Annotated in this window: 2 protein-coding genes; both read left to right on the top strand. The window is 48.4% G+C overall.

All coding sequences use genetic code 11. The features are described 5' to 3' along the window. On the top strand, positions 1-240 hold a 240-nt coding region (locus N1032_RS27920; RefSeq protein WP_259543996.1), incomplete at its 5' end, for a DUF3310 domain-containing protein. A gap of 67 nt (positions 241-307) precedes the next feature. Continuing rightward, a partial coding sequence (locus N1032_RS27915) for a P-loop NTPase (protein ID WP_259543995.1) occupies positions 308-517 on the top strand: 210 nt, incomplete at its 3' end.

Genomic DNA, 517 nt, shown 5'->3' with positions numbered 1-517 from the left:
CTACGATCCGACTTAATGAGGCCGCAAATGACGACTACAACGGATATGGTGAATTCGCCCGCGCACTACAATGCGGGTGAAATTGAATGTATCGATGCGATCCGCGCCGCGCTGACCCCTGAAGAGTTTGCAGGGTTTTGCAAAGGTAACGCGCTGAAATACATTTGGCGAGCTGGGAAGAAAGGCGAAGCTATTCAGGACTTTAAAAAATCGTCGTGGTATATCGACAAATTAATCTGAAATAGTGCTTGCATGATAGCAAGCTATAAAGCTATAGTTAGCTCACCGAAACAAGGGGGGCAACGAAATGCTGAAAATCGCAGTATTGGCCGGAAAGGGCGGGGTAAAAAAATCTTCTTTATCCCGTACCCTGGCGGCGCGTTTAGTGCAACGCGGTTTCAGTGCGGCCGGTTTCGATACAGATATTGATCAAGCTTCATTCGCTCGCTGGATGCAACGCCGTATCAATAACGGTATCGAGCCAACTTTCCCGGTCATGGCTGACGTGAAAGTAAAC

This window comes from Herbiconiux daphne (assembly GCF_024979295.1).
Lineage (GTDB): Bacteria > Actinomycetota > Actinomycetes > Actinomycetales > Microbacteriaceae > Herbiconiux > Herbiconiux daphnes.
Note: the sequence above shows the minus strand (reverse complement) of the source record. Positions and strands in the feature narration are given on the sequence as shown.